Source organism: Afipia massiliensis (assembly GCF_014203115.1).
Classification (GTDB): Bacteria; Pseudomonadota; Alphaproteobacteria; order Rhizobiales; family Xanthobacteraceae; genus Afipia; species Afipia massiliensis.
The window spans coordinates 30684-54110 of sequence record NZ_JACHIJ010000007.1 but is presented as its reverse complement, the minus strand read 5'-3'; the positions used below and the strand labels follow the sequence as shown (position 1 = coordinate 54110).

Below are 23427 nucleotides of genomic sequence, written 5' to 3'. Positions count from 1 at the left end.
AAATGCAAGGACGACGAAATGGTTGACAAGGTACCGATGACCCAAGGCGGATACGACGCCCTGGGAGTTGAATTGAAGCAGCGCCAGTCGGTGGATCGCCCGCGCATCGTCGAGCAGATTGCCGAAGCGCGCTCGCATGGCGACCTGTCGGAGAACGCCGAGTATCATGCCGCGAAGGAAGCGCAGTCGCATAACGAGGGCCGCATCGCGGAACTCGAGGACAAGCTTGCGCGCGCCGAAATTATCGACGTCTCGAAACTGTCCGGCGACACCATCATGTTCGGCGCGACCGTGACGCTGGTCGATGAGGACACCGAGAAGAAGGCTGTCTGGCAGATCGTCGGCGAGCCCGAGGCCGACGCCAAGAAGGGCCGCATCTCGATTACCTCGCCGCTGGCGCGCGCGCTGATCGGCAAGAAGAAGGGCTCCTCGGTGGAAGTCGTGGCTCCCGGTGGCGCCAAGGCTTACGAGATCACCAGGGTGGACTGGAAGTAAGCCGTCCGTTTACAGCGACGCACTTCAATGACAATGGCCGGGATTTCCCGGCCATTTGCTTTTGGTTCTGCTGTAGCATGCGCTTCCGGCTCCAGTTCGCCGCAATGAGGAATGTGATGCCGCGCTCTCGCGTCCTGATGGTGCTGCTGTTGGTGATGGTTGCCACCACCGGCGCGCGCGCCGCCGAGATCGACATTCCACCGCCGGGGAAGCCGAAAGAGCTTTCGGTCTACGTCAACCAGCCGAACTGCCAGCGCTGGACCGATGACTGCGTGAACTGCGCGCGCGGAGCGAGCGGCGAGGCACCGACCTGCTCGAACATCGGGGTTGCCTGTCAGCCCAAGGCGATCCGCTGCACCGCCGCGGATATTCCGCAGGGCGAACCCCAGAAGAAATAGCGGCGGTTTCCAACCGGAAACCAGGGCACACGCGCAACACTGTCACCTTCGACTTATTCCGGATCGCCCCACGAAATCGTCATCGGATTTCCAAAGGGCAACACTATTGCTTCCCTGTCCGGCGCGATATCAAATCACGTGGAATCAAACAGGGGGTGACCATGCAATTCGATTTTCTCGCACCGTACCGGCCGCAGCTTCTCAGCGTGCTGCGCATCATGACCGGCCTGCTGCTGTTTCAGTTCGGCGTCGCCAAGATTCTGAAAATCCCGGCGGTGCCGATGTTCGCCAACCCGCCGACACTCAGTCTCGTCGCCGGCGGAATCGAACTGGTGCTGGGCGCACTGCTGATCGTCGGCCTGTTCACCCGCCTGTCGGCGTTCATCCTGGCCGGCGAAATGGCATTCGCCTACTTTATCGGGCATATGTTCAAGACCGGCAGCGCCGTTTTTCATCCGCTTCTGAACGGCGGCACGCTGGCCGCAATGTTCTGCTTCGCATGCCTTTATCTGGCGAGCGCAGGCCCCGGTCCGTGGAGCGTCGACGCCTCGCGCGGCAAGGCCTGATCGCTCAAGCCCTCAAGGCATGATTTCCGATCATGTCCTGACAAAGAACACAACAGTCAAAACCGCGCCGATGGCCACCACCGCGGCGCGGATTATTTTTTCGGGCACGCGGCGCGCAAGGGTGACACCGTAGTATCCGCCGAAGGCGGAAGCTGCGATCGTCACAAGCGCCTGCGGCCAGTGCACCAGACCTCCGGCGATCAGCAACGCCGCCGACATGATCTGAATCAGAAATGCGACGACAAGCTTGGTCGCGTTGGCCTTGTGAAAATTGCCGCTTTCGAGGATGGCCAGTGCCGCGAGCATCATAATGCCGGTGCCGGCTCCGAAAAATCCGCCATAGATCGCCACCACCATCATCAGCACGTAGGCGACAATCCGTGCGCCTGCATGCTGTCCGCGCGACCATGGTTCGACGAAGGTGCGTATCTGGTTGCTGAACGCAAACAACAAGGTGGCCAGCAACAGCAGCCACGGCACCAGCGGACGGAAACCGCCATCACCTATCCAGATCAGCAAAAGCGCACCGGCACCGCCGCCGATCAATCCGATGATCGCAAACGGAATCATCTCGCGGAAATAGCTGCGGACTTCGGAGCGGTAGGCCGCGACGCTGGAAAGATTGCTGGGTGTCAGAGCGACTGCGCTGGTGGCGTTGGCATCGAGCGTCGGCAGTCCGCAGGCGACGAGGGCGGCAAATGTAAGGAACGTGCCTCCACCGGCGACAGCATTGACGGTGCCTGCGGCGAATCCCGCCACGGCCAGCACAACGATCTGGAATAAAGTCACGTCAGCCCCATCACGCAATTGGGCGGGGAAGCGCCCGGCACGCGGCTTTTAGAGCATTGGACGATGCAGGAGAACGGCCCGCGCCGTATGCCCACTCCCCGCTTTCGCGGGGACAGCATGTGAAATTCGATACTCAGCCCTGCGGGACTTTCAGTTCAAGCGGCACGTCCGGCGCGTCCTTGGAATTGTGCAGCACCAGCGAGGTTCGCACGTTGCGCACATGGGGTGCAGCCGTGAGGTGCGAGACGAAGTTCTGAAACGTCACCATGTCCGGCGCGACGCACTTGAGAATGAAATCGATCTCGCCCGACAGCATCCAGCATTCGCGCACCAGCGGCTCGTGACGAACGAATTCCTCGAACGCGCGCAAATCGGCATCGGCCTGGCTCGACAGATGCACCGAGGCGAACACCGTGACGTCGAAGCCGAGCGACGAGGGATTGAGCAACCCGCGATAGCCGGTGATGTAACCGTCTTCTTCCAGCGTCCGGACCCGGCGCAGGCACGGTGGCGGCGAAATCCCGACCCGCTTGGCCAGTTCCACGTTGGTGATTCGGCCGTCGGCCTGAATCTCGTTCAGAATTTTTAGATCGATTTCGTCGAGGCTTTTTGACACGGGCTTCCTATCCCTGGCAGCCGGATGGTCCGGCCGGTTTCGGGACTGTTCTAGCCAGCCGCAGCGTTTCGCGCAATTTTATTTCGTCAGCATGCTATGTCATGGCTAGCTGGGGAAAATCTCATGATAGGGGTTGCATATCTTGCATAGCTCGCAAGATGGCCTACATTCGGAGCATGCACTTTTAACAGCCCAGCGATGCCTTTACGGGCAAGTCCCGCCTCATCGCTGATCATCCCTGCAACAGAATACCGAAGGTCGCGTTATGGCCGCTCCCATTCATGCCAAGGTTGTCATCATCGGATCCGGGCCTGCAGGCTACACGGCGGCGATCTACGCCGCGCGGGCCATGCTTGAGCCGGTGCTGATCCAGGGCATCCAGCCCGGCGGCCAGCTCACCATCACCACCGATGTCGAGAACTATCCGGGATTTGCCGACGTCATCCAGGGCCCCTGGCTGATGGAGCAGATGGAAAAGCAGGCGGCACATGTCGGCACCAAGATCGTCACCGATCACGTCAACAAGCTCGAACTCAGCCAGCGGCCGTTCCGCATCACCACCGACAGCGGCGATGTCTATCTGGCTGACGCCGTGATCCTCTCCACCGGCGCCCAGGCGCGCTGGCTCGGCATTCCCTCGGAAGAGAAGTTCAAGGGCTTCGGCGTATCCGCCTGCGCCACCTGCGACGGCTTCTTCTACCGCAACAAGGAAGTGTTCGTGGTCGGCGGCGGCAACACCGCGGTCGAGGAAGCACTGTTCCTGACCAACTTCGCGTCGAAGGTGACGCTGGTCCATCGCCGCAACAGCCTGCGCGCCGAACGCATCCTGCAGGACCGGCTGTTCAAGCACCCCAAGATCAGCGTGATCTGGGACAGCGAGGTCGACGAAATCCGCGGCTCCGAGAATCCCTCGAAGGTCACCCACATCCGCCTGAAGAATCTCAAGAGCGGCGCCGTGACCGAGCACGCCGCCGACGGCGTGTTCATCGCCATCGGCCATGCGCCGGCGACCGAACTCGTCACCGGCCAGCTGAAACTGAAATCCTCCGGCTATGTCGAGATCGCACCCCATTCGACCGCGACCTCGGTGCCCGGCGTTTTCGCCGCGGGCGACGTCGCGGATGAAACCTATCGCCAGGCGGTGACAGCGGCCGGTCTCGGCTGCATGGCAGCGCTGGAAGCCGAACGATTTCTCGCTCACAGCGCCACCGAACGCGCAGCTGCGGAGTAACCATGGCACGAACACGCGACGGATTAAGCGATATGGATTGGGACAAGCTGAAGGTCTTCCACGCGGCTGCGGAAGCGGGAAGCTTCACGCATGCGGGCGAACAGCTCGGGCTGTCGCAGTCGGCCGTCTCCCGTCAGGTCAGCGCGCTGGAGCAGGAACTGTCGGTATCGCTGTTTCACCGCCACGCCCGCGGACTGATCCTCACCGAACAGGGCGACCTCCTGTTCCGCACCGCGCATGATGTGTTTATGCAGTTGCAGGCGGCGCGCGCAAAACTCACCGACAGCCGCGAGCGGCCGAGCGGCGATCTCAAGGTCACCACGACACCGGGCGTCGGCATCAACTGGCTGATTCCGCGGCTGGGCGAATTCACGGCGCTTTATCCCGACATCCGCATTTCGCTGATCGTGACCGACGAGGAACTCGACCTGTCGATGCGCGAAGCCGATGTGGCGATCCGCACCCGCAAGCCAACCCAGCCGGATCTCATTCAGCGCAAACTGTTCTCGATGGGCTTCCACGCCTATTGCTCGCCGGAATACGTCAAGCGCCACGGCACCCCGCGCACGCTCGACGAACTGGATGCGCACCGGATCATCGTGCTCAGCGACCAGAACGTGCCGCAACACCTGCAAAACCGGAACTGGCTGGTCGACGCCAACCGCAACGGCTCCGGCCCGCGCGAGGCCGTGTTCAAGGTCAACAACATCCTGGGTCTGGTGCGCGCCTGCCAGCAAGGCCTGGGCATCGCCGCGCTGCCGGACTACCTCGTCGAGGACAATAACCGGCTGGTGCAGCTGTTCAGCGAAGCCGACTCGATTCAATTGGATACGTATTTTGTTTATCCCGAAGAATTGAAGTCGGTGGCGCGTGTGCAGGTTTTCCGTGATTTTATCGTGAGTAAGGCGCAACGCTGGCCGTCCTAACCGGGTTCAAACGGACGTTTGAGCCCGCATCCTGAGCATGACTGACATACCGGGATCGGAGTTGTCCGGATGGGAAATCGCGGCCCATACTCTCCCCACACTGATTGAGCGTTCTGCGCACTGTCCCCCTCCTCCAGCGGAACGCGCGCTCAGTTATCCCTCTTGGAAGGTGATTGTGTCGGCCTCACGTGGCCAAAAACTAAACAGGCCGGGCTCTTTAGCCCGGTCTTTTTTCTGCCCGTACGTTGACAACGCGGCTACCTCAAATCACTCTCGGCGCATGATCGCGAATTCGTGCGCAACGCTGTCGAAAAAAGGTCCCCGCCTGGGGACTGGAGATCGACGCGCGCGATAATTGTCTCGCTCAAGCTTGATCCCGAAACCCCGCCGCGAGGACGGGGTTTTTGTTTGTCCGTCTCCGGCTTTACCTGATGGAGATGGACCAATGACCGACCTTCGATCACGCCTGCAGGGCCTGTGGCTGCCGCTCGTCACACCGTTTCGTGACGGAGAACTCGACGACGTATCGCTCCGCCGCCTGGTGCGGCACTACGCCGCCCTGCCGGTCAACGGAATGATCCTTACCGCCACCACCGGCGAAGGTCTCACTCTTGCGCCGGAGGAAACTGCGCGGCTGGTCGCGATCGTGCGCGACGAGGTCTCCAGCAGTGGCAAGGACCTTCCAATTTGCCTCGGCCTGTCCGGCAGCGATACGCGGGTGTTACTGGACACGCTGCGGAGAACGGCTGCATGGCCGATCGATGGCTACCTGATCTCCTGTCCCTATTATTCGCGACCAACGCAAAACGGGATGATCCAGCATTTCAGCGCGCTTGCCGACCAGGCAGCGCACCTGATCCTGATCTACAACATCCCGTACCGGACCGGCGTCAATCTCGGCAATGAGGCGATGCTGCAACTGGCGGACCATCACAACATCGTCGGGCTCAAGGATTGTTGTGCGATCCGCGCGCAATCCGTCGAACTGTTGCGCAGGCGCCCGGCCCGTTTTGCCGTGCTGACCGGCGAGGATGCACAAACCTGGGATGCGCTGGCCGACGGCGCGGACGGCGCCATACTCGCATCGGCGCATATCGAGACCGAAACATTTGCATCGGTCGTCAGGTTGCTGACGGCAGGCGATCATGACGCGGCACTGATCCGCTGGCACACTGTCTCCGATTTAACGAAGCTGCTGTTTGCCGAGCCGAGCCCGGCGCCGATCAAGTACTGGCTGTGGCGCACCGGCTTGATCGACAGCCCCGAACTGCGCCTGCCGATGACGGAGGTCAGTTCGGAGCTGGCGGTGCGGCTCGACCGGGAAATCGCAGTCCGCGCTAGTGCAGCCGCGCCCGCGCCAGCCGGAGCGCATTGCCAATGACGCTGACCGACGACAGCGCCATCGCCGCCGCACCCAGCATCGGCGACAGCAGGATCCCGAACACCGGATACAGCACACCCGCCGCGACCGGAACGCCCGCCGCGTTATAGAGGAACGCGAACACGAGGTTCTGGCGGATGTTGCGCATGGTCGCGCGCGACAACTGCCGTGCTTCCACCAGCCCGATGAGATCGCCGCGCAACAGCGTGATCCCCGAACTCTCGATCGCCACGTCGGTGCCGCTGCCCATGGCGATACCGACATCGGCCGCTGCCAGCGCCGGCGCATCGTTGATGCCGTCGCCGGCCATCGCGACCACACGGCCTTCGCCGCGCAACCGCGTGACCACGTCGCCCTTGCGCTCGGGCAGCACGTCGGCCTCGACCTCGGTGATGCCAAGCGTCTTCGCCACGGCCTGCGCCGTGGTGACGTTATCGCCGGTCAGCATGACGATGCGCAGCCCGTCGTTGCGCAACTGCCGAAGCGCGTCCTGCGCGCTCGGCTTGACCGGATCGGCGATGGCAATGACGCCGGCGGCGCGGCCATCGACGGCCACGTAGATCGCAGTCGCGCCGCGCTCGCGCTGCGTCCGTGCCTCGGCTTCCAGCGCCGCGATGTCGATGTTCGACTGCTGCATGATCACGGCATTGCCGATCACGATGCGGCGGCCATCGACCGTACCGACGGCGCCCTTGCCGACCGGTGAATCGAAGTTCTGCACGTCGTGAAGCTCGATGCCTTCTTCCTTCGCTGCGTTCAGGATTGCGAACGCCAATGGGTGTTCGCTGGCGCGCTCGACGCTGGCGGCGAGCCGCAGCAGTTCGTTACGCTCGAATCCACCGGCGGCGACAATCGCCACCACTTTCGGCTTTCCTTCGGTCAGCGTCCCGGTCTTGTCGATCACCAGCGTGTCGACCTTCTCCATCCGCTCGAGAGCTTCGGCGTCGCGGATCAGGATGCCGGAGCGCGCACCGCGTCCGACGCCGACCATGATCGACATCGGGGTCGCAAGGCCGAGCGCACAAGGGCAGGCAATGATCAGCACGGTCACCGCAGCGACCAGCGCGTAGGTAAACCGCGGCTCCGGACCGAACACGGCCCACGCCGCGAACGCCGCAAGCGCCACCGCGATCACCACCGGAACGAACCAGCCTGCGACCTGATCGGCCAGACGCTGCACCGGCGCGCGCGAGCGCTGCGCCCGCGCCACCAGATCGACGATCCGCGCCAGCATGGTGTCGCGACCGATCTTCTCGGCGCGGATCACGAGACCGCCGCTTTGATTGACCGTGCCGCCGATCACCTGCGCACCCTCGGTCTTCTTCACCGGCATCGATTCACCGGTGACGAGGGATTCGTCCACCAGCGACGAGCCTTCGGTGACGACGCCGTCGATCGGAATTTTCTCGCCCGGCCGCACGCGCAACAGATCGCCCACCGCGATAACGTCGATGTCGATATCCTCGTCGCCCGCCGGCGTGATGCGACGCGCGGTCTTGGGCGCCAGGCCGAGCAACGCGCGGATCGCCCCGGAGGTTTGCGCGCGCGCACGCAGTTCAAGCACCTGACCGAGCAGCACCAGCACGGTGATCACCGCGGCGGCTTCGAAATACACCGCGACCGCGCCGTGGTGATCGCGGAACGCCTGCGGAAACAGCTGCGGCGCCAGCGTGGCGACCACGCTGTAGACATAAGCGACGCCGGTGCCCATCGCGATCAGCGTGAACATATTGAGGTTGCGCGTTTTGACGGATTGCCAGCCACGCTCGAAGAACGGCCAGCCGGCCCACAGCACCACCGGGGTGGCCAGTGCAAACGACAGCCAGTTGGATGTCTGCGCCGGCAACAGATGGATGCCGCCGAGATGCGCCGCCATGTCGATGACGAACACCGGCAGCGTCAGCGCCAGCGCGATCCAGAAGCGGCGCGTCATGTCGATCAGTTCGGGATCTGGCTTGTCGTCGAGCGAGACCGTCTCCGGCTCCAGCGCCATGCCGCAGATCGGGCAGCTTCCCGGCCCGACCTGACGCACTTCAGGATGCATCGGACAGGTGTAGATGGTGCCTTCCGGCAGCTTCTCTTCAGGCGCGGATGACTTCGGCGCCAGGAACTTTTCCGGCTCGGCATCAAAGCGCGTGCGGCAACGTCCCGAGCAGAAGAAGTAATCCTGCCCCTTGTAGTCGAGGTGATGCTTCGTCGTCAGCGGATCGACGCTCATGCCGCAGACCGGATCGGTGACGCGCCCGTCGGCATCGGCGGGTGCATGGTCCGTATGACCATGACTATGACCGGCGTGATCATGGCCCGTGTGACCATGGCCCGCGTGACCATGTCCGCCGCAGCAACTTTTCCCGCCGTTTGTGTTCGCAACCACGATCGCTCTCCTTGACCTGTATACCCTATGGGGGTATATAGATCGTCATGCGCCAGGAAATCAAGACGTCGTGCCTGAAAAGGTTGAAACGGATCGAAGGCCAGGTTCGCGGTCTCGCGGGTATGGTCGATGACGATCGCTATTGCATCGATATCGTCACGCAGATCGCGGCGGCGCGTACGGCGCTGCGGCGGGTCGAGGAAGAAATCCTGCGCGACCATGTCGCTCATTGCGTCGAGCATGCGATCACGTCGGGCGACAAGGCCGATCAGCGCCGCAAGATCGCCGAGCTGATGGATGTGGTCAGCCGCGCCGACCGTTAGGCGGCATGATCACCGGGTTACCACTTCGCGACATGGTTGATTGCGCGTTAGCTTGCAACGGCGCGTCGACTAATGCGCCATGCATGCAAGAAATACCTGCGCCACAGCGGCTTTCGTCATTTGTTCGCTGAGCGCACGCGCTGGCCGTCCAGCTGATCGCAAGGCCCGCTCAACGCATAGGTCGAACGTGCATCGGGGTATTTACGTGTTCTTACGCAATTCCCCGGTACCTGCCGAAGCAATCGCTTGTTCTCGCGCATTGCAGGTCGTTCGATGCTCAAGGTCTACAATTGTATCGCCACCGCCCATGATTTGTGGCTCGTGGGTCTCGCGGCCGTCATTTGTACATTGGCTTCGTTCGCCGCCATCAGCCTGCTGAGACATGCACGCCGGTCGGCCGGCCGCATGCGTCCGGTCTGGCTCGCGGTGTCCGCGATCTCCACCGGCTTCGGTATCTGGTCCACGCATTTCATCGCGATGCTCGCGTTCTCGCCCGGGATTCCAAGCGGCTACAACATCGCCCTCACCATCCTGTCGCTCGCCGCCGCTGTCCTGCTGACCGGCGCGGGCCTCGCGATGGCCATGCGGCCCGAATGGCGGGCCGGACCCTGGCTCGGCGGCGCCGTTGTCGGAGGCGGCATCGCCACGATGCATTATCTCGGCATGGCCGCCTTCGAGATCGGCGGCATCATCCTGTGGGATTCAACCCTTGTTGCGGTCTCGATCCTGCTCGGCACGCTGATCGGCGCAACATCCCTGCCTTCGGGCCTCCACGCCAGTTCGCAGCGCTGGCGAATTGCCGGCGCGCTGCTTCTGACGCTCGCGATCTGCAGTCATCATTTCACGGCGATGGGCGCGGTGGCGATCATTCCCGATCCCACCGTCACGATCCCTCCGGCCGCGATCCCCGCCGGATGGCTCGCCATCGGCGTCGCCGTCTCGAGCTTCACCATCATTCTGCTGGCGCTGGGCGCCGCCGCTCTCGACATCCACGACCAGCGCCGCTCCGTGCTTGAAGCCGACCGGATGCGCGGTCTGGCCAATGCAGCGATCGAAGGCCTGCTGGTCTGCGACGGCGACACCGCCGTGACGGCGAACACCAGCTTTGCCCAGCTTGTCGGATCATCGTCGGACAAACTGATCGGCGCCAGGCTGGAAATGTACATTCCGAGCGCGGAGGCGCGCGCAAAACTGCTGGCCGCGCCGAACCAACCGGTCGAGGCCGAATTGCGCCATGTCGACGGATCCATGATTCCGGTCGAACTGATCCTGCGTCCGATCGATTTCGGCGGACAGGCGCATCACGTCATCGCCGTCCGCAACCTGCAGGCGCGCAAGAAAGCCGAGCAGCACATCCGCTATCTCGCGCATCACGACGCGCTGACGTCGCTGCCGAACCGCGGCAGCTTCCATGCACGGCTCGATCACGAGATCGCAGCTGCGAAAGCCAACGGACAAAAGTGCGCGGTGCTGTGTTTCGACCTCGACAGGTTCAAGGAGATCAACGACCTGTTCGGGCACGCAGCAGGTGACAAGGTGCTTCAGACCGTCGCCTCGCGCGTCTCCGCGCTTCTCGACAACACCTGCATGGTCGCGCGCCTCGGCGGCGACGAATTCGCGGTGCTGATGCCCGGACTGTCCAACCCCGCGGCGGCGGGAAGGCTGGCCGACGCTATTCTCGCGGCATTGCAGCCCAGCGCGAACAAATCCGACAGTGACAATCTGACCTCATGCAGCATCGGCATCGCGATCTGCCCGGACGATGCCGACAACCGCGAAACACTTCTCACCCATGCCGACACGGCGCTCTACCGCGCCAAGACGGAAGGCCGCGCCACCTACCGCTTCTTCGAGGCGAGAATGGGCGCGGAAGTGCACGACCGCCGGGTGCTGGAGCACGACCTGCGCCAGGCCGTGGCCCGCCGTGAATTCAATCTGGTCTATCAGCCACAGGAAGACATTCAGACCCGCCGCGTGGTCGGTTTCGAAGCCCTGCTGCGCTGGACCCACAAGACCCGCGGGTCGATCTCTCCGGCCGTGTTCATTCCGATCGCCGAAGAAACCGGCGCCATTCTCGGCATCGGCGAGTGGGTGCTGCGCGAGGCCTGCAAGCAGGCAGCGAGCTGGCCGCAGCCCTTGACGATCGCGGTGAACGTCTCTGCCGTGCAGATCTACAGCGAGAATTTCGTGCAGCTGGTGCACGAAGTGCTGCTCGAAACCGGCCTGACGCCGGACCGGCTCGAACTCGAAATCACCGAGACCGCGCTGGTTCGCGATCTCAACCGCGCGCTCAACACGCTCCGGCGCATCAAGGCGCTCGGCGTCCATATCGCGATGGACGATTTCGGCACCGGATATTCGTCACTCTCGAATCTGCGCGCCTTCCCGTTCGACAAGATCAAGATCGACGGCTCGTTCATTAAATCGGTCAACACCAATGCACAGGCCGCGACCATCGTACGTGCGGTGCTGGGTCTGGGGCGCGGCCTCGGTCTGCCGGTGCTGGCGGAAGGCGTCGAGACGCCGGCCGAACTGGCGTTCCTGCAATCCGAACTCTGCAACGAGGTCCAAGGCTATCTGGTCGGACGCCCCGCGCCGATCGCAACCTTTGCGATGCTCACGCACGCCGACAGCGCGCTCGCCACGGGCGACGACGTTCGCATCCTGCTGGCGCAGTCGGCCTGAACGGGTTCTGATCTCTGGGAAGGGATGGAAGTGGTACAGTTGGGTGGGATCGAACCACCGACCTCCGGATCCACAATCCGGCGCTCTAACCAGCTGAGCTACAACTGCATTTTCAATCGAACGGCCGCCTCGAGGCGGCCCCGCCAAGGGGCGGCGATTTCGCGGGAAACTAGGTGCAACGCCGCGCTTTTGCAAGACGCTTTGACCTGCCGAACGGGCGTCACGAACAGCTCGTTAGTGGGTCGCCCCGGAAGAGCAAAGGGTTCATCCGGGTGCGCCTGTTCCGTAACCGGGACCCGGTCAGAGAGTGGGTTTGAAGGCCTTTGCCGCACCGGTGGCGATCGGCTCGACCGCCTCGGCCGCAACCTTGTGGGTCAGGGTGGCGAGATCCTGCGACTGCGCGCTGAAAACCTCGAACTGCTTGCGGGCATGGGCGTTCATCAGTTCGAACGCTTCCGGCAGCGACTTCACGCCCATCAGGCTCTGGGTAAAGGCGAAGGCCGCCTCGGTGTTGGTCTGGGCCATCCCGATCACCTTCGAGGTGAAGTCACCGGCGCCCTTGGTGGCCGAGGTCACCATCGCCTCCAGCGCCCCGTTGTTGGAGACCGCCGCGTCCTTGAGCTTCTGATAGCTGCCCTGCGCCTGGAAAACGCCCATCTCCGCGAATGCGCGAAACTGCTCTGGAACCTTGAAGGGGACGACGGAAAACGGATCGTTCGCGCTCATGTGGAGATTCCTTGTGGTGTCTGGAATTGAAATGGCCGGGACGAGGAAGCCGGCCGCGCGAGGCTCACAGGCCGGCGCAGGATCAGTCTCTATTTGGCACTATAGGCTGGACATTGTGCATTGCAACAAGAAACGCCGGGCCGGGAGCCCGGCCGAGCCGGCCCCCGGGGACCGGATCTGCCGGGCTGACTGCTCAAGCGTCCGGAAGCAGACTATTTCTGCTTGGTGGCGTCCATCGCCGCACGGGTCATGGCCTGCCCCATTTCGCTGGCCTGCTCCGCCAGCGCGCGCATCTGGCCCTGAACGTATTCGGTGTGCAGACGCATCACCTCGGTCAGATCCTTGGCATTAATCAACTGCTGGGCGTAGGCCAGCGAGGACTGCACGTTCTTCTCCGCGAAGGCGATGGCCTTGGTGCTGATATCCTTGGCCGCCTCGCCGGGGGCGCCGAACGACGATCCGCCGAACGCAGACGCTGTCTGCTGCGCGCTGCTGATGAAGGATTCGAAGGCCTTGCGCGCCTGATCCAGACTTGCCTCCGCCATCGACCGCATTTCCTTCGGAATTTCGAACTGATTGCCTGCCATGTCGCACCCTCCTGTTACATCCGGGCCCGTCTGCCGGACCCGAGTCCGCAATTCACCGCCGGGTGACACCACATTTGACGCAGCGCAACGACAGTTCCTGCCCGCTCATCGTGAACGTTTGAATAGCTTTTGCAACACCCAACGCCTGAGCGCCGTTGGGGTTCAGCGCGCCGGGGAATTAACGTTATCGCGGGTTTGGACGGGTAGTCTCACACCGCACTGGTGGACCTTGCGGCAACCGCGCCATACTAATCATTTGTTAAGGCTGTCCGATCCCACTTCCAGCGCCGAAATCCGGCGCGGCGAAAGCGAGTCAAAGGCACGTTGTCCGATATGAGCGAAGCCGACTTCCAGCTCCACGGCATCCGCGATCCGCGCCTTGCGGTTCACGCGACAAGCGGCCTGCCTGCATGGGTCTGGTCGCTCGACGGCGCGCACATTCTCTGGGCCAACACCATCGGCGCACAACTGTTCGGCGCACGCAACGCCGCCGTGCTCGCCGAAAAAATCATCGGACCCGCGGACCCGCATCGCCGGCAGGCCGCGCAGCTCGCGGCACGGCTATCGCAGTCCGGCGCGCCGCGCCTTGAACGGCTGCGCGGTTTCGGCGCGCCGCTCGGCCGCCTCCTGACATGCTCCTGCGCGCGGCTCACCTTCGCCGACGGCACAGCAGGCATTCTGATCGCCGCCGCCGACCCGGTCGGCCGTCCGGCGCCGCTCACCGAACGGCTCGCGCATCTCGTGGACAGCGTCACGATGCCGGCCATGACCTTCACGCCGAACGGCGCGCTGGCGGGCGCCAATGAACGCGCGAAAAATTTTCCCGGCCTGTTCAACGATCTCACCGGCCCCGGATTCGACGACGCGCGCAGCGGCGCGCTGCGCGACGGACAGGCAACCCTGCAAATGGATCTTGGCCGCGTCTCAGTGCATCGCGTCGGGACCGGCGAAGGAACGGCGCTGGTTGCATTGATCGGCGCCGTCCGCGTGCCGCCGCACGCGCCGAAGCCCGTTCCCGTCGTTATTGCATCAGCCGTAGAGAGCACGCCGGCGCATGTGCCGACCGCCGAACCCGTCGTAACAGCGACGGCCTCCGCACCCGATGCGCCATCCGTGCAGCCTGCTGAAGCGATTGCACAAGCTGCCGCCGACGCCCCGCTTCATCACGCGTCATCTGAACCCGCTGAGATTATGCCCGCCGACGTTTTCGGATCGGTGTTCGACGAATTGCCTGAACAGGAATCTCCGGTTCAGCAGATCGCCAACATCACACCGCCTCAGCACGTTGAGACGCAGGCAAGCGACGTTTCGGAGCCTGCGTCTCACGATGAACCCTCGCATCACGACGCGCCGGCAGATCATGTGACGCGAATCTATTTCGACGACGAACGCCGCAAACCGCCCGCGCAAGACATCGGCACACACGACGTGTCGGCAACCCTGCTCGAGATGGATGGCCCGCCGCTGACGCCGCGACGGCATCCGCTGCGCTTCATGTGGCACATGGATGAAGACGGCCGCTTTTCGCTCGGCCTCGATGAATTCACCCGCCTGATCGGCGCGCGCACCTCAGCCGCATTTGGCAGGCCGTGGAATGAAATCGCCGATGCACTCGGCCTTGATCCCGAAGGCCAGGTGGCGGCAGCGGTCGCAACCCGCGAGACCTGGAGCAACATCGTCGTCAACTGGCCCGCCGACGGCGCGGGCGCGCGATTGCCGGTCGAACTGTCGGGTCTGCCGATCTACGACCGCGCCGGGAGTTTTTTGGGCTATCGCGGGTTCGGCGTCTGCCGCGACGTCGAAGGCATGGCGCGGCTGGCCGCGCAGCGCCGCGACGACATGCTGTACGCGTCGACGCCGCCCGCAACGCCTCTCTCCGACGAACCTGTCGTGCAAGACGTGACGGTTCATGATGCCGCCGGCCAAGAACCTGTGAGCCAGGACATCACGGACGCAGCGGACGTGCATGCGCCAACCGAGCCGGTGCACCTCGCCGGAAGCACGCAAGACAATTTCCCGACAGAGAATTCACCGCGAACCGAATCGAAGCCCCCCGTGGACACTCCGCAAAACGTCGTACCGTTTCCCGTGGCCGAGCCGAAAGCGCCAGCGCTGACCGCGGTCGAGAGCAACGCCTTTGACGAACTGGCGCGGCGGCTGTCGGCCCGTCTCGAAAATGCAGCCGAGAGCGATACGCTCACCGACGCATCGGTGGCCGAACTGTTCGCCCCCGATGAGGGCGAGCAACCCCACGCGCCCGTTGCCGAACCGCCTGCGCTGGAACATCCGCCCGCATTCCTGCAGCCTGAGCCGGTGCTGCCGCGAGCCAACGCCGCGCAGGATTCGCAGCTGCTCGATCGCCTGCCGGTCGGTGTGCTGATCTACCGGCTCGACCGGCTGCTCTACGCCAACAAGGCGTTTCTCGCCTCGACCGGTTACGACGATCTTCACGCGCTGACCGAGGCCGGCGGCCTCGATGCGCTGACTGTCGAAGCCGGCGCGGGCACCGCCAGCAGCACTTCGGAAACAGGCACGCCGGTCGTGATCGCAGCGACCAGCAAGAGCGGCCCCGACAAGGGCGAACCCGCCGACGCCCGGCTGTTCGCCATCACATGGGACGGCGAACCATCCCATGCGCTGGTGTTCTCCGGCCCGCGCGCCGCCACCTGGAGCGAGCCCGCGCCGGCGGTGGTCATAACGCCGGTTGTCGTGCCTAGCGACGACACCACGCAGGCGGAAGAACTCGGCACCATTCTCGACCATACCGCCGAAGGCGTTGTGGTGTTCGACGGCGAGGGCCGCGTTCTCTCCTGCAACCGCAGCGCCGAAGTCCTGTTCGGCCGCGACGACAACGAGATGGCGGCGCTCAATCTGACCGATCTGTTCGCACCGGACAGCCAGCACGCGGTGCAGGACTATGTGAACGAAGTCAGGACCGCCGCAGTCGCGAGCCTGCTCAACCACAACCGCGACATGCTGGGCCGCGCCCGCGACGGCAGCGCTATTCCGCTGTCGATGACCGTGGGCCGCACCCGTCCGGACAATGCGCGTTTCTTCGCGATCTTCCGCGACATGTCGCAGGCGAAGAAGGGCGAAGGCGAGTTGACCCAGGCGCGGCGTCAGGTTGAACGTGCAACCAACGCCAAGGCGGACATTCTCGGGCGGATCAGCCACGAAGTTCGCATGCCGCTCAACGCCATCATTGGTTTTGCCGACGTGATGATCGAGGAGCGTTTCGGTGCGCTCGGCAATGAACGCTATGTCGAATACATGAAGGACATCCGCGCCTCCGGCCAGCGCGTGATGGCGATCATCGACGACCTGCTCGACCTGTCGCGGATCGAATCCGGCAAGATGGAACTGTCGTTCGCGAGCCAGGACCTCAACAGCATGGTCGAGCAATGCGTCGCCGTGATGCAGCCGCAGGCCAACCGCGAGCGCATCATCATCCGCACATCGCTGGCGCATGCGCTGCCGACGGTGAAGGCCGACGCCCGCGCGCTGCGCCAGATTGCGATGAACCTGATCGGCAATTCGATCCATCTGGCCAATACCGGCGGGCAGGTCATCGTCTCGACGGCGACCACCGATTTCGGCGACATCGTGCTGCGCGTCCGCGACACCGGGCACGGCCTCAACGACAACGAGATCGCCGCCGCGATGGCGCCGTTCCGCACGTCGGGCGCCTCGGACCAGACCGCCGACGGCTCGGTGGTGAACCTGTCGCTGACCAAGGCGCTGGTCGAGGCCAACCGCGCGCAATTCCATATCAAGACCGCGCCGCATTCGGGCACGCTGATCGAGGTCGTGTTCTCGCACGCCAGCGCGATCGCGTAGGATAATCTGGAATCGCTCTAAACTCGTGCTCTCGCGACATCGCGCCGCGTGAATGTGCACGTCCCGTGCGTTACAGAACCAGCACGAAGCGCTGCATCCAGTTCAGCGCCCTCAATCAAGCGCCGGAGTTTCCCATGTCACGAACCCGCATTCTCACCGCTGCAACTGCCCTCGCATCGGTGTTGGCATTGAATTCCACGGCATTCGCGCAATCCGGCGAAGTCAATCTCTACAGCTATCGCGAGTCGAAGCTGCTTCAGCCCCTGACCGACGCCTTCACCAAGGACACTGGCATCAAGATCAACGTGGTTTCGGCCAGTTCCGGCCTTGAGCAGCGCATCAAGGCGGAAGGCGCAAACAGCCCCGCCGACTTGCTGCTGACGGTCGACATCGGCCGCATCGACGAAGCCGTCCAGGCGGGCGTGACCCAGCCGATCAAGTCCGAGGTGATCGACAAGATCGTGCCAGCACAGTATCGCGATCCCGATGGTCACTGGGCCGGCATCTCGATGCGCGCGCGCGTGATCTACGCCTCGAAGGATCGCGTCAAGCAGGACGCCATCACCTATGAAGAACTCGCCGATCCGAAATGGAAGGGCAAGATCTGCATCCGTTCCGGCCAGCACATCTACAACAACGCGCTGTTCGCGGCCTATGTCGCCCATCATGGCGAAGCCAAAGCCGAGGAATGGCTGCGCGGCGTCAAAGCCAATCTCGCGCAGAAGCCGTCCGGCGGCGACCGCGAAACCGCGCGCGATGTCGCGGCAGGCAAGTGCGACCTCGGCATCGGCAACACCTATTACTGGGCGCTGATGATGGACAAGGACCCGGACAAGAAGCCATGGGCGGAAGCCACCAAGGTGATCCTGCCGACCTTCGCGGGCAAAGGCACCCACGTGAACCTGTCCGGTTTGTTGCTGGTCAAGAACGCGCCCAACCGTGCCAATGCGATCAAGCTGATCGAATGGCTTGCCGGCGAGCAGGCCCAGAAGATCTACGCCGACGCTAACTACGAGTATCCGGTGCGCGCGGGCGTCGCGATCAATCCGACCATCGCCGGCTACGGCAAGCTGAATGCCGACACCTTGCCGGTTGCCAAGATCGCAACCAACCGCAAGGCGGCCTCGACGCTGGTCGACAAGGTCGGGTTCGACAATTGATGGGTTGATCCTGTGATCGCGATCAAACCGGAAATCTCGTCATGGCCGGGCTTGTCCCGGCCATCCACGTCTTTCTCACCTCTTATCGAAAGCAAGACGCGGATGCCCGGCACGCAGACAAGTTTACGCAGTCTGCGACTGCTACGGCCGGGCATGACGAACGACGGACCCGCATCGATCCGAGACAAAAAGTTGCCCCTCACCCCAACCCTCTCCCCGCTAGCGGGGAGAGGGAGCGAGGGCACGTGACAAGCGCGCGCATCGCAGAGCCCGCTGTTTCTACGCTGGCGGTCTTCACCGCGGCGCTTGTCGTGTTGCCGGTGCTCGCGATTATCGTGATCGCGGCGCAGCCCGCGCCCGGTCTCTGGTCCCATCTCATCGACTACGTGCTGCCGCTGGCGCTGCGCGACACCGCGGCGCTGCTGATCGGCGTCGGAGCGGTGGCGCTGCTGATCGGCGCCGGCACCGCGTGGCTGGTGTCGTCGCATGATTTTCCCGGGCGCGGACTGCTGCTCTGGCTGCTGCCGCTGCCGCTGGCGATCCCGACCTACATTGCGGCGTATGTTTACGTCGATCTGTTCGAACCGCTCGGCCTCGTCCATCGCACGCTGACGCTGTGGTTGCCCGCGCGCGATGCGCTGGTGCTGTTGCCTGGTTTGCGCTCGCTGCCCGGCGCGATCTTCATCATCGGCATTGTGCTCTATCCCTATGTCTATCTCTCCGCGCGCGCGACATTCCAGTTGCAGAGCGCCGAATTTGCGGAAGCCGCGCGAACGCTCGGCGCGGGACGCTGGAATATCTTCTTGCGCATCTCGCTGCCGATGGCGCGCCCGGCGCTGGCCGTCGGCCTTGCGCTCGTCGCGCTGGAAACGCTGAACGACATCGGCGCCAGCGAGTATCTCGGCGTGCGCACGCTCACCGTCTCGATCTTCACGACATGGCTCAACCGCGGCAGCCTCGCGGGCGCGGCGCAGCTGTCATGTCTGGTGCTGGTGATCGTCGGCGGACTGATCGCGCTGGAGCGCTACGGCCGCCGCAACGTCGTGACCGAATTCTCGTCGGAGAGTCCGCGGCTGACACCGCGCACGCCCTTCAAGGGGATCAGGGGCTGGCTGGCGTTCACCGCATGCGTTCTCCCCGTGCTGCTCGGCTTCATCGTACCGTTGCTGTTTCTGCTGCATCAGAGCGTGCACCGCTCGACGGTCACGATGGATACGGCGATCTGGCGCGATGCATTCAACTCGGTGATCTTTGCGGCGCTCGCGACGCTGGCCGCGCTTGGCCTCGGGCTGGCGACGATCCTTGCAACCCGCTGGCGTCCCGGCTCATGGCGCGCGTTCTCAGCCAACATCGCGCAAACGGGTTACGCATTGCCGGGACTGGTGCTGGCGCTCGGCCTGCTGACGCCGGTGCTGGCGATCGACAACGCGCTGAACACGCTCGCGGCGTGGCTCGGGCTCGCCCTGCCGGGCCTCGTGCTGATGGGATCGGGCGCGGCGGTGGTGACCGCCTACGTGATCCGCTTTCTCGCGGTGCCGACCGGGTTTCTGCGGGCCGGGTTCGAGCGCATTCCGTTCGATTACGACGACAGCGCTCGCAGCGCAGGCGCCGGACAGATCACCGCGATGCGGCGGATCCACCTGCCGCTGCTGCGTCCGGCGTTGCTCGGCGCTGCCATCGTGGTGTTCGTCGATTGCCTGAAGGAATTGCCGGCGACGCTGCTGCTGCGTCCGCTCAATGTCGAAACGCTGGCGACCTCGATCTATCAGTATGCCAGCCGCGGCAGCTTCGAGGATGGTGCGCTCGCCGCACTCTTGATCGTGGCTGCAAGCATCGGGCCGGTGGCATGGCTGACGCGGTTTTCGGATATTCCGCAGGGACCGGCCTAGACGTTGGCAGAACGCGTCGCAGCTTTCAGGCCGCCCCGGCCTGATCATTCTTCCGCGATACCGAAAAGATATCCCACGCCGCGATGAACATGGCGGCGATGACCGGGCCGATGACAAAGCCGTTGAGCCCGAAGGCTTCGATGCCGCCCAGCGTCGAGATCAGCACCACATAGTCCGGCAGCTTGGTGTCCTTGCCCACAAGCATCGGGCGCAGCAGATTGTCGACAAGCCCGATGACCAGAAAGCCATAGGCGATCAGGATCGCGCCATGAACAAACGACCCTGTGGCCAAGAGATAGAGCGCGACCGGCATCCAGACCAGCCCGGCGCCGACGGCCGGCAGCAGCGACAGGAATGCCATCAGCACCGCCCACAGCAACGCCGCATTGATGCCAAGCAACCAGAAGATCAGGCCGCCGAGCGCGCCCTGCGCCAAGGCGACCAGAAGGCTGCCCTTCACCGTGGCGCGGATCACGACGGTGAATTTCTCCAGCAGAGCGTCGCGCAGCTCGGCGCGCAACGGAATGTTGTCCTTGATGCGCCGCGACAGCGCGTTTCCATCGCGGAACAAGAAGAACAGCAGGTACAGCATGATCGCGACGCTAACGATGAACTCGAACGTGCTCTGGCCGATGTTCAGCGCCTGGGTGGCGATCAGCTGGCTGCCCTTGAGCAGCCCGGCTGAGAGCTTCTCCTGCATCCCGCCGAAGCTGGCGACGCCGAAGCGGTCGAGCACGCCAGTGACCCATGTCGGCAGCGCATTGAGGATCTGCTGAAACAGTTTGACGAAGTCGAGTTCGCCGGACTGCACCTTCGCGAACACGGCCGCCGCCTGCTGCGTCAGCGACGCTGCAATCAGCGTCAGCGGCAGAATCACGATCATGACCACCAGCACGATCATGGCCAGCGCCGCCAGGGTGGGCCGCTGCGGGTTCCTCCGCAGCAGCCGCCGGTACAGCGGCGCGAACAGGATGGCGATGACGACACCCCAGAGGATCGCCCCGTAGAACGACTTGAGAATCCAGGCAAAGGCCAGCGACACCACGACGATCAGGATCAGGAAGGCCTTGTCTTCAATACCGCCGCGCATGTGGTTTCCTTGTTCGATCCGATACGGACCTCGTTCGGGACAAAAAAGCAAGGGCATGTAGGCGAAGCAAAGGCGCGCGGTGTCTTCGCTGCTCAGCCTGGTCGCCCGCTCAGTCTGACTGACGCCGACGAACGGCGCGCTCGCGTTCGGTCGCCTCACGAATGAGCGCGAACATCCATGCCAGCCCGGCATCCATCATCGCCACCCGCGGCGCAACCGCGCGAATTGAGAATGAGCGCAGACGGAATGGCAGCTCTCTGCTCACCAGTCCGAAACGCCTCGCATACATCGCCACATACCGCCGCGGCATCGCGGCGATCAGATCGGTCTCGGACAGGGTCGCAAGACCCATCGCGAAATTCGGCACTGTGAGCGCGATGCGCCGGCTAACCCCGAGCTTCTCCAGCGTGTCATCGACGAAGCCGTGGGGATCGCCCGTCATGGAGACGACGAGATGGCGCATCATGCAAAAGCGCTCCAGCGTCGCGCGGGCGGCAAACGGATGCCGCGACCGCATCACCGCCACGAAGTCCTCATCGTAAGCCGTCTCCGCAATAAACCTTGCCGGAGCCGCATCGACCGGCGCGATCGCGATATGGATCGCGCCCGCGTCGAGTTCGGCAAAGAGCGGCTCCCACGCCTGCTCGGAGCGACCGCCCTGTGGCGGCAACAACTGCTGCAAGCCGATGTCGATGCCCGGCGCGCGCTTATGCAGCAGCGCCAGCAGCGGCGGCATGAACACCGAGGACACACCGTCCGGCGCTCCGATGATGAATCGCCGCGAGGATTTCGCCGCGTCGAACGGCTCGGCGGTCGATATCACGTTGCGCACGCGCGCGAGAATCTCCGCGACCGGCCCGGCCAGTTCGAGCGCGCGCGCCGTCGGCACCACGCCCTTCGGCGTGCGCAGAAACACCGGGTCGTTCAGCAGCTTCCGCAGCCGGCCGAGGCCGTGGCTGACCGCCGACGGCGACAGGTTCAGCCGCTGGGCCGCACGCCCGACGTGGCCCTCCTTCAGGACGACCTCGAACAGTGTCAGCAGATTGAGATCGGTCCGGCCAAGATCAATTTCATTCAGCATATTCCTGAAATCATATCACTGGATTCATCGGACTCCAACTGCGATTGCGAAGGCATCGAGTTCGGACCCCATCGGGGCGGACGCCACAGCCGGAGAACCGAAATGTCACCGTCACAACTTGCACCCAGCAGCGAAGAAGCCTTTATCGAACAAGAGTTCCATGCCGGCCATGAGGCGCATCGGCGTCAGACCAGTCCGCCGCCGGTCGCATCGGCAACCGCGTCCGGCATCGTCGATTTCTGGCGCAACGCCGGACCTGCGATGTGGTTCGCCAAGGATGCCGGCTTCGACCGCGACTTTCGCGAGCGGTTTCTCACTGCCCACGAAGCTGCAGTCCGCGGCGAACTCGAAGACTGGCCGGTGACCCCGCACGGCGCACTCGCTTTGGTGATTTTGCTGGATCAGTTTCCGCGCAATGCCTTTCGCGGCACGCCGCGCATGTATGCGACCGACGCCATGGCGCGCGAGGCCGCCACTGCGGCCATCGACGCCGGACACGACGAAGCCGTGGGGGAGCTTCGGCTGTTTTTCTATCTCCCGTTCGGCCATTCGGAGGATGTCGTCGATCAGGAACGTTCCGTTGCGCTGGCGCGGGCTCTCGGAGAGCCGAATCTTTCTCATGCAAAAGGCCATCGCGACATCGTCCGCCGCTTCGGCCGCTTCCCGCACCGCAATCCGATTCTCGGCCGCGCGATGACCGCGGAGGAGCAGCAGTTTCTGGATCACGGCGGATACGCGGGCTGAATCCGGACGACCACATCGCACAGTCAGGACAAGCCGGGATCACTCTCCGGAACCGTTCTCCCGTGCCCGGACTTGAGCAACAGAGGATCACTCAATGTTTGCAGGACAACTTGCGCTCACCGCCGCCGGGCTGTTTGCCGGAGCGGCATTCTATGTCGGCTTTGCCGAGCAACCGGCGCGGCTGCATCTGGACGATCGCGCGCTCCTCACCGAATGGAAGCCATCCTACACGCGCGGCTTCGCGATGCAGGCACCGATGGCCATCGTGGGATTTCTGCTGGGCATTCTGGCGTGGTGGCAGACCGGCCAGTGGCTGTGGCTGATCGGGGGCGCGGTGCTGGTGGCCAACTGGCCCTACACGCTGCTGGTCATCATGCCGACCAACAACAAACTGATGGCGATGGAGCCAGTGAACGCGGGACCTGAAACCCGCGCCCTGATCGAGACGTGGGCCAGATTGCACGCGGGACGCACATTGCTGGGCGTCGCCGCGACATTGACCTTCCTGTGGGCGTCGATAACCTGACCT

General features: G+C 63.8%; 20 protein-coding genes and 1 tRNA gene. 13 read left to right on the top strand and 8 right to left on the bottom strand.

Annotated elements, in window-relative coordinates:
• The first annotated feature begins 18 nt into the window (after positions 1-18).
• The 3 genes from greA to HNQ36_RS21380 all read left to right on the top strand — a co-directional run bounded on the left by greA (position 19) and on the right by HNQ36_RS21380 (position 1459).
• Positions 19-495: a transcription elongation factor GreA gene (gene greA / locus HNQ36_RS21390; RefSeq protein WP_046827622.1), complete on the top strand. Its 477-nt coding sequence runs from the start codon at positions 19-21 to the stop codon at positions 493-495.
• 116 nt (positions 496-611) lie between these two features.
• Positions 612-893: a hypothetical protein gene (locus HNQ36_RS21385; protein WP_184088519.1), complete on the top strand. Its 282-nt coding sequence runs from the start codon at positions 612-614 to the stop codon at positions 891-893.
• Positions 894-1054: 161 nt separating this feature from the next.
• Positions 1055-1459 (top strand): DoxX family protein, encoded by a 405-nt coding sequence (locus tag HNQ36_RS21380; protein WP_184088516.1) that lies wholly within the window; start codon positions 1055-1057, stop codon positions 1457-1459.
• Between the two features lie 30 nt (positions 1460-1489).
• On the opposite strand, the gene HNQ36_RS21375 is transcribed toward HNQ36_RS21380, so the two are convergent.
• Complete coding sequence (locus HNQ36_RS21375; protein ID WP_184088513.1) at positions 1490-2248, bottom strand: TSUP family transporter; 759 nt, start codon at positions 2246-2248, stop codon at positions 1490-1492.
• Between the two features lie 133 nt (positions 2249-2381).
• Complete coding sequence (locus HNQ36_RS21370) at positions 2382-2864, bottom strand: winged helix-turn-helix transcriptional regulator (protein WP_184088510.1); 483 nt, start codon at positions 2862-2864, stop codon at positions 2382-2384.
• Positions 2865-3129: 265 nt separating this feature from the next.
• Here HNQ36_RS21370 and trxB point away from each other — a divergent pair, with 265 nt between their 5' ends.
• The 3 genes from trxB to dapA all read left to right on the top strand — a co-directional run bounded on the left by trxB (position 3130) and on the right by dapA (position 6402).
• Positions 3130-4095 (top strand): thioredoxin-disulfide reductase, encoded by a 966-nt coding sequence (gene trxB / locus HNQ36_RS21365; protein WP_184088507.1) that lies wholly within the window; start codon positions 3130-3132, stop codon positions 4093-4095.
• A gap of 2 nt (positions 4096-4097) precedes the next feature.
• Positions 4098-5021, top strand: a complete 924-nt coding sequence (locus tag HNQ36_RS21360) for a LysR family transcriptional regulator (RefSeq protein ID WP_046827628.1) — start codon at positions 4098-4100, stop codon at positions 5019-5021.
• A gap of 445 nt (positions 5022-5466) precedes the next feature.
• Entirely contained in the window at positions 5467-6402 is a 936-nt protein-coding gene (gene dapA / locus HNQ36_RS21355) for a 4-hydroxy-tetrahydrodipicolinate synthase (protein WP_184089137.1), read from the top strand.
• On the opposite strand, the gene HNQ36_RS21350 is transcribed toward dapA, so the two are convergent.
• A complete protein-coding gene (locus tag HNQ36_RS21350) occupies positions 6359-8776 on the bottom strand; it encodes a heavy metal translocating P-type ATPase (protein WP_347339995.1) in 2418 nt (805 codons plus the stop codon). The genes dapA and HNQ36_RS21350 overlap by 44 nt on opposite strands.
• A gap of 47 nt (positions 8777-8823) precedes the next feature.
• Between HNQ36_RS21350 and HNQ36_RS21345 the strand changes: the two genes are divergently transcribed.
• Both HNQ36_RS21345 and HNQ36_RS21340 read left to right on the top strand, forming a co-directional pair.
• Positions 8824-9099, top strand: coding sequence for a metal-sensitive transcriptional regulator (locus HNQ36_RS21345; protein ID WP_046827631.1), 276 nt, complete (start codon positions 8824-8826; stop codon positions 9097-9099).
• Positions 9100-9372: 273 nt separating this feature from the next.
• Entirely contained in the window at positions 9373-11784 is a 2412-nt protein-coding gene (locus tag HNQ36_RS21340; protein WP_184088504.1) for a sensor domain-containing diguanylate cyclase, read from the top strand.
• A 31-nt stretch (positions 11785-11815) separates the two neighbouring features.
• Here the strand turns inward: HNQ36_RS21340 and HNQ36_RS21335 are convergent.
• From HNQ36_RS21335 to HNQ36_RS21325, 3 genes are all read right to left on the bottom strand, one after another.
• Positions 11816-11892 (bottom strand) — tRNA-His (locus HNQ36_RS21335).
• 192 nt (positions 11893-12084) lie between these two features.
• Positions 12085-12510, bottom strand: a complete 426-nt coding sequence (locus HNQ36_RS21330) for a phasin (protein WP_184088501.1) — start codon at positions 12508-12510, stop codon at positions 12085-12087.
• 212 nt (positions 12511-12722) lie between these two features.
• The gene (locus tag HNQ36_RS21325) at positions 12723-13097 is read right to left on the bottom strand and encodes a phasin family protein (protein WP_046827633.1); all 375 of its coding nucleotides are present in this window, start codon (positions 13095-13097) and stop codon (positions 12723-12725) included.
• A 333-nt stretch (positions 13098-13430) separates the two neighbouring features.
• Between HNQ36_RS21325 and HNQ36_RS21320 the strand changes: the two genes are divergently transcribed.
• The 3 genes from HNQ36_RS21320 to HNQ36_RS21310 all read left to right on the top strand — a co-directional run bounded on the left by HNQ36_RS21320 (position 13431) and on the right by HNQ36_RS21310 (position 19983).
• Positions 13431-16934: a PAS domain S-box protein gene (locus HNQ36_RS21320; protein WP_184088498.1), complete on the top strand. Its 3504-nt coding sequence runs from the start codon at positions 13431-13433 to the stop codon at positions 16932-16934.
• A 134-nt stretch (positions 16935-17068) separates the two neighbouring features.
• A complete protein-coding gene (locus HNQ36_RS21315; RefSeq protein ID WP_184088495.1) occupies positions 17069-18094 on the top strand; it encodes a Fe(3+) ABC transporter substrate-binding protein in 1026 nt (341 codons plus the stop codon).
• Positions 18095-18339: 245 nt separating this feature from the next.
• Positions 18340-19983 carry an ABC transporter permease subunit gene (locus HNQ36_RS21310; protein ID WP_184088492.1) on the top strand — a complete coding sequence of 548 codons (1644 nt, stop codon included), beginning with the start codon at positions 18340-18342 and terminating at the stop codon, positions 19981-19983.
• A gap of 25 nt (positions 19984-20008) precedes the next feature.
• Here HNQ36_RS21310 and HNQ36_RS21305 read toward each other — a convergent pair whose 3' ends face one another.
• Complete coding sequence (locus tag HNQ36_RS21305) at positions 20009-21073, bottom strand: AI-2E family transporter (RefSeq protein ID WP_184088489.1); 1065 nt, start codon at positions 21071-21073, stop codon at positions 20009-20011.
• Positions 21074-21182: 109 nt separating this feature from the next.
• Positions 21183-22154 (bottom strand): LysR family transcriptional regulator, encoded by a 972-nt coding sequence (locus HNQ36_RS21300; protein WP_184088487.1) that lies wholly within the window; start codon positions 22152-22154, stop codon positions 21183-21185.
• Positions 22155-22256: 102 nt separating this feature from the next.
• Between HNQ36_RS21300 and HNQ36_RS21295 the strand changes: the two genes are divergently transcribed.
• Both HNQ36_RS21295 and HNQ36_RS21290 read left to right on the top strand, forming a co-directional pair.
• The gene (locus HNQ36_RS21295) at positions 22257-22898 is read left to right on the top strand and encodes a DUF924 family protein (RefSeq protein WP_184088485.1); all 642 of its coding nucleotides are present in this window, start codon (positions 22257-22259) and stop codon (positions 22896-22898) included.
• Between the two features lie 94 nt (positions 22899-22992).
• Positions 22993-23424 (top strand): anthrone oxygenase family protein, encoded by a 432-nt coding sequence (locus HNQ36_RS21290; RefSeq protein ID WP_184088483.1) that lies wholly within the window; start codon positions 22993-22995, stop codon positions 23422-23424.
• Positions 23425-23427: the final 3 nt, after the last annotated feature.